The organism is Vibrio sp. Vb0667 (assembly GCF_033391095.1).
In genome coordinates, this window is record NZ_JAWPOL010000060.1 from 1 (window position 1) to 6,530 (window position 6,530).

Annotated in this window: 7 protein-coding genes; 5 read left to right on the plus strand and 2 right to left on the minus strand. The window is 44.2% G+C overall.

Features of this window, described 5'->3' with window-relative positions; all coding sequences use genetic code 11:
- Positions 1-160: 160 nt before the first annotated feature.
- From cysZ to crr, 5 genes are all read left to right on the plus strand, one after another.
- Positions 161-904, plus strand: coding sequence for a sulfate transporter CysZ (gene cysZ, locus R8269_RS23075; RefSeq protein WP_025998633.1), 744 nt, complete (start codon positions 161-163; stop codon positions 902-904).
- A 164-nt stretch (positions 905-1,068) separates the two neighbouring features.
- Entirely contained in the window at positions 1,069-2,037 is a 969-nt protein-coding gene (gene cysK / locus R8269_RS23080) for a cysteine synthase A (RefSeq protein WP_005382045.1), read from the plus strand.
- A gap of 300 nt (positions 2,038-2,337) precedes the next feature.
- Positions 2,338-2,595 carry an HPr family phosphocarrier protein gene (locus tag R8269_RS23085; RefSeq protein ID WP_005382043.1) on the plus strand — a complete coding sequence of 86 codons (258 nt, stop codon included), beginning with the start codon at positions 2,338-2,340 and terminating at the stop codon, positions 2,593-2,595.
- Between the two features lie 140 nt (positions 2,596-2,735).
- Positions 2,736-4,460: a phosphoenolpyruvate-protein phosphotransferase PtsI gene (ptsI, locus tag R8269_RS23090; RefSeq protein WP_005389298.1), complete on the plus strand. Its 1,725-nt coding sequence runs from the start codon at positions 2,736-2,738 to the stop codon at positions 4,458-4,460.
- 121 nt (positions 4,461-4,581) lie between these two features.
- The gene (gene crr, locus R8269_RS23095; protein WP_005382041.1) at positions 4,582-5,091 is read left to right on the plus strand and encodes a PTS glucose transporter subunit IIA; all 510 of its coding nucleotides are present in this window, start codon (positions 4,582-4,584) and stop codon (positions 5,089-5,091) included.
- A 93-nt stretch (positions 5,092-5,184) separates the two neighbouring features.
- On the opposite strand, the gene R8269_RS23100 is transcribed toward crr, so the two are convergent.
- Both R8269_RS23100 and R8269_RS23105 read right to left on the minus strand, forming a co-directional pair.
- Positions 5,185-6,309, minus strand: coding sequence for a flagellin (locus R8269_RS23100; protein ID WP_047102906.1), 1,125 nt, complete (start codon positions 6,307-6,309; stop codon positions 5,185-5,187).
- 116 nt (positions 6,310-6,425) lie between these two features.
- The coding region (locus R8269_RS23105; protein WP_254661342.1) for a flagellin at positions 6,426-6,530 on the minus strand (105 nt) is incomplete at its 5' end.

Below are 6,530 nucleotides of genomic sequence, written 5' to 3' on the forward strand. Positions count from 1 at the left end.
AAAACTATATGTAGATTTAGAACAACTTAATGCAAGAAGTTCCGTTTTTTGTTGTGATTCTTGCCACGATTCCACTTAACAAGACGTCATTTGTCAGGGCATTGAAAGAAAAGTCCTCACAGGTACAATGAGTTTTCATTTACACGAAGCCAAAATAGACATGAAGCAAAACAATCAGCAGAGAACCGGGTTCGGTTATTTTCTATACGGGATACAATTGGCACTTGCCCCTAAAATCAGGCGCTTTGTCATCTTACCTCTACTTGCAAATATCTTGCTTGTAGGTGGTGCCATCTTCTATCTATTTTCAAACCTTAATATATGGATAGAAGGCTGGATTGGGCAGCTGCCTGAGTTTTTATCCTGGTTAACTTACATTCTTTGGCCTTTACTCGCTCTGACGATACTCGCTACCTTCTCCTATTTTTTCAGCACGCTCGCGAACTTTATCGCCGCGCCATTCAATGGCCTCTTGGCTGAAAAAGTGGAAGAGTACTTAACGGGACAAAAAGTAAATGATGATGGTTTCACTGCCGTCCTGAAAGATGTTCCTCGCGTTTTAGCTCGTGAGTGGAGAAAGCTCCTTTACATTTTACCTAAAGCAATAGGCCTATTCCTGTTATTGCTCATCCCTGCCCTTGGACAAACAGTAGGACCATTTTTATGGTTTATCTTTACCGCCTGGATGCTCGCGATTCAATATTGTGACTACCCGTTTGATAACCACAAAATCCCATTTAACGACATGCGTTACAAATTGAAACAAAAGCAAGGTAAGGCCTATGGCTTTGGGGTATTGGTGTCTGTATTTACGACGATCCCAATTTTGAACCTCATTGTCATGCCTGTAGCAATATGTGGTGCAACCGCTATGTGGGTCGCGGAGTTTAAGCACCAACGATAGTCGATTAGAGATTAAGGAAAGGGATCAGCGCCAGCTTTTCCCTTTTCTTTTATCAAGTTCTGGGCCAACCTAATAAGATATAACTTTTTAATCCTTTTCCCTTTTTTTCATACCGCATATTCTTCTATCCATATTCACACAACGTGTAATGAAGGAACATCACTATGAGCAAAATCTACGAAGATAACTCTCTTACTATTGGTAATACACCTCTCGTTCGTCTAAACAAAGTAAGTAAAGGCAAAGTTCTCGCAAAAATTGAAGCGCGTAACCCTAGCTTCAGTGTTAAGTGCCGTATCGGTGCAAACATGATTTGGGAAGCAGAGAAAGCGGGCCTTCTTAAGCCAGGTGTAGAGCTTGTAGAACCTACCAGTGGTAACACTGGTGTTGCTCTAGCATTCGTAGCGGCTGCTCGCGGTTACAAGCTAACATTGACCATGCCTGAATCAATGAGCCTAGAACGCCGTAAGCTACTAAAAGCACTAGGCGCGAACCTTGAGCTGACTGAAGCGGCGAAAGGCATGAAAGGGGCGATTGCTAAAGCAGAAGAAATCGTAGCAAGCAATCCTGAGAAGTACCTACTTCTTCAACAATTTGACAACCCAGCGAACCCAGAAATCCACGAAAAGACTACGGGCCCTGAGATTTGGGAAGCGACAGACGGTGAAATCGACGTATTCGTTGCTGGTGTTGGTACGGGCGGTACTATTACAGGTACTAGCCGTTACATCAAAGGTGAAAAAGGCAAAGCCATCACTTCTGTTGCAGTTGAGCCAGCAGAGTCTCCGGTTATTGCACAAGCACTTGCTGGCGAAGAAATCCAGCCTGCCCCACACAAAATTCAAGGTATCGGTGCTGGTTTCATCCCTGGTAACCTCGATTTAGACATTATTGACCGTGTTGAGCAAGTTACCTCAGAAGAAGCGATTGAGATGGCTCGTCGCCTAATGGAAGAGGAAGGTATCCTAGCTGGTATCTCATCTGGCGCAGCGGTTGTTGCAGCGAACCGACTTGCGGAACTACCTGAATTTGAAGGAAAAACAATTGTAACTGTCTTGCCAAGTTCCGGTGAGCGTTACCTAAGTACAGCACTCTTTGCAGGTATCTTTACCGAAAAAGAGAACCAACAATAATATGTGTTCAAATCAATTTTTAGTTTAAAAAAGCCCCGTTTAGGGGCTTTTTTGTTGATCCCTGCCCTACCTTTGGTAATATCAGGGTGTTTTATTTCTAGCTTCAAAATAAAGAAGCAGAACACAAAAAGGTTTCAAAGTGATTACGCACGCAAACAGTTGCGTAGTTACCAAACTTTTGACTAGTATCAGAACTGACGCGCTTTGAACTCTTCCCGTGCTAGCGCACAAGATGTAAAGCAGTTAAGCTAAAATCTGGTCACAAACTAACAAAAAAATACATTTATTGGGGTATATCACATGTACGAGAAGCAAGTAGAAATCACAGCAGAAAACGGCCTTCACACTCGTCCAGCTGCACAGTTTGTTAAAGAAGCAAAAGCATTCGACGCAGACATCACTGTGACTTCTAACGGTAAAAGCGCTAGCGCTAAGAGCCTGTTCAAACTACAAACACTAGGCCTAGTAAAAGGTACTCAAGTTACTATTTCTGCTGAAGGCCCGCAAGCTCAGCAAGCAGTTGACCACCTAGTTGCTCTAATGGACCAACTACACTAATCCGGTCTCCTACTCCAGAAGCCATTTTGTGAAAGCAAAATGGCTTCGTTGGAAATAGGCTCAAAACTAAGCTAAAACTATTCGTTAGCGCACCCATTATTCTCCCGTTTTATAAAGTTGACCAAACTTAAGGTAAGGCTATGATTTCAGGCATCCTAGCATCTCCTGGTATTGCAATCGGTAAAGCACTACTACTTCAAGAAGATGAAATTGTCCTAAACACAAACACTATTTCTGACGATCAAGTAGAAGCTGAAGTTCAGCGTTTCTTTGACGCTCGTAACAAATCTGCAGCTCAGCTAGAAACTATCAAGCAAAAAGCGCTTGAAACGTTTGGCGAAGAAAAAGAAGCGATCTTTGAAGGTCACATCATGCTTCTTGAAGACGAAGAGCTAGAAGAGGAAATCCTAGCACTTATCAAAAACGACAAGATGACTGCTGATCACGCTATCCACTCAGTGATCGAAGAGCAAGCATGTGCTCTTGAGTCTCTAGACGACGAATACTTAAAAGAGCGTGCAACTGACATCCGCGATATCGGTTCTCGTTTTGTTAAGAACGCACTAGGCATCAACATTGTTTCGCTTAGCGATATCAACGAAGAAGTAATTCTTGTTGCTTACGACCTAACGCCATCTGAAACTGCACAAATCAACCTAGACTACGTGCTTGGTTTTGCTTGTGACATCGGCGGTCGTACTTCTCACACTTCAATCATGGCTCGCTCACTTGAGCTTCCAGCTATCGTTGGTACTAATGACATCACGAAGAAAGTTAAGAATGGCGACATGCTGATTCTTGACGCAATGAACAACAAGATTGTTGTTAACCCATCAGAAGCTGAGCTAGAAGAAGCGAAAGCGGTTAAAGCAGCATTCCTAGCTGAAAAAGAAGAGCTAGCGAAACTGAAAGACCTACACGCAGAAACGACTGACGGTCACCGTGTAGAAGTTTGCGGTAACATCGGTACAGTGAAAGACTGTGACGGTATCCTTCGTAACGGCGGTGAAGGTGTTGGTCTGTACCGTACTGAATTCCTATTTATGGACCGTACTGCGCTACCAACTGAAGAAGAACAGTACCAAGCGTACAAGGAAGTTGCGGAAGCAATGAACGGTCAAGCTGTGATCATCCGTACTATGGATATCGGCGGCGATAAAGATCTCCCATACATGGATCTTCCAAAAGAGATGAACCCATTCCTAGGTTGGCGTGCTGTACGTATCAGTCTAGATCGTCGTGAAATCCTTCGTGATCAGCTACGTGGCATCCTACGTGCTTCTGCACACGGCAAACTGCGTATCATGTTCCCAATGATCATCTCTGTCGAAGAAATCCGTGAGCTTAAGAAAGCGATCGAAGAGTACAAAGAAGAGCTACGCGCTGAAGGCCACGCGTTCGACGAAAACATCGAAATCGGTGTTATGGTTGAAACTCCAGCTGCTGCTGCGATCGCACACCACTTAGCGAAGGAAGTGTCTTTCTTCTCTATCGGTACAAACGACCTAACTCAGTACACGCTAGCGGTTGACCGTGGTAACGAGATGATTTCTCACCTATACAACCCACTATCACCAGCTGTACTTACAGTGATCAAGCAAGTTATCGACGCTTCTCACGCAGAAGGTAAATGGACTGGTATGTGTGGTGAACTTGCAGGTGACGAGCGTGCAACACTTCTACTTCTAGGTATGGGTCTGGACGAGTTCTCAATGAGCGGCATTTCAATCCCTAAAGTGAAGAAAGTTGTTCGTAACTCTAACTTCGCAGAAGTGAAAGCAATGGCTGAAGAAGCCCTTTCTCTACCGACAGCAGAAGAAATCGAAGCCGTGGTAGAAAAGTTTATTGCTGAGAAAGCTCAGTAATCGGTAGTACCAAGTAATTCAATACTTAATGGCCATTAGACGGCGAAAAAAGTCGTCTAATGAGCTATATTGGTATACTATAATTCGACAGAATAAAACCAAACCTTAGGAGCATGACACAATGGGTCTGTTTGACAAACTTAAGAAGCTTGTATCTGATGACAGCGCTGACGCTGGTGCTATCGAAATCATCGCGCCACTTTCTGGTGAGATTGTAAACATCGAAGACGTGCCAGATGTTGTTTTCGCTGAGAAAATCGTTGGTGACGGTATTGCTATCAAGCCAGCAGGCAACAAAATGGTAGCTCCTGTAAACGGTACTATCGGTAAGATCTTCGAAACTAATCACGCGTTCTCTATCGAGTCTGACGACGGTGTTGAGCTTTTCGTTCACTTCGGTATCGACACAGTTGAACTAAAAGGCGAAGGCTTCACGCGTATCGCTGAAGAAGGTCAAACTGTTAAAGCTGGCGACACTGTAATTGAATTCGATCTAGCTCTTCTAGAAGAGAAAGCGAAGTCAACGCTAACTCCAGTTGTTATCTCTAACATGGACGAAATCAAAGAGCTAAACAAGCTTTCTGGTTCTGTAACTGTTGGTGAAACTCCAGTTCTACGTGTAACTAAGTAATTTTTACTTAATCGAACACGAAAAAAACGCTGCCAATGGCAGCGTTTTTTATTATCTGACTTTTTTTGAGCGATGGGCATCGCTGAAACCCGCTCAGCTAAGTAATCCAAGTGCCGAACTCGGCCTTTGCTTTGCCTGAGCCAATAACGCAGTTGTCGCATCTTGGAGCACTTGAGAACGCACCATTTCCGTAGATTCTCTTGCGAAGTCTGTATCTCTTATTCGACTCTTGGATTCTGTAACACTCTGATTCACAGTATTTAAGTTATCCACCGAACCATTTACACGGTTCTGAAAGCTGCCAATTTCACTTCGGTGCGAATCAACGTACTTAATTGCTGCATCAATCACCCCAATTGAAAGCTGCGCCTTACCTGCCGTCGACATATCGATGTCATCCATTGTGACTAATTGACCAGCGCTCACATCAAGCTCATCCGCTAAACTCCCTTCGAGAACCACACCCTCTGGCGCCTTCATCGTAGAAGCGAAGAATTGCAGTTCATTGTTTTCCGTTACTGAAGCATTCACTATCGATTGTTGAGCATTGATGTAAGTGGCGACCTGTTCTATACGGTCACCCAATTTGAGTCCAATGGATTCCGTTTGGGTTTGCCCTTTACTGTCTTGGTATTCGACTTTGAGAGTTTGGTTATCTCCAGTGACTCGCCAATCTTTATCGACCGCATCACCAACATAATGCTGCCCTCCCATCTCTGGGATGTGGCTACGCATGTTACGTAACGTCAAAGAGATTGAATTAGCGTTCGCGCCAATATGGAAACTTTGTGAACCGTAAGATCCATCAAACAGGTTTTTATCCCCAAATGTTGTCGTAATCGCGACACGATCAAGCTCATCTTGCAGCGCTACGACCTCATATTGAATACTTTGCCGATCACTTGAGTCATAACTGCCGTTTGCTGCTTGAAGCCCCAGAGAGCGTAAGCGTTGCAATATGTCACTGCTTTCGTGCAATGCTCCCTCCGCTGTTTGAGCAACAGAAAAAGCGTCGTGCGCATTTCTTAAGGCGACATCAAGCCCTCTCGTTTGTACATGGAGAGTATTCGATATCTGTAAACCTGCCGCATCATCGCTCGCCGAGTTGATTCGAAACCCCGAAGTTAGGTTGCGTTGTGACTCAACATTTTGCGCAGCTGCTTGACTCAGGTGTCTCTGCGCCACCATCGCAGAAACATTGGAATTTAAAGAGATCATCTAATCGATATGAATGCCTTATCGAACATACTGTCAGGACACATCTGAATCGTTATAGCCAATAAGCAAAAAGCCAGGGATGAGCCTGGCTTTGGTTTCTTGCTTTGTTAAATTGATTAACCTAGCAGACTTAGCGCTGAGTTAGGCGCTTGTTTCGCTTGCGCAAGGATTGAGCTTGACGCTTGCGATAGAATTTGTGATTTGGTCATTGCCGTCGTTTC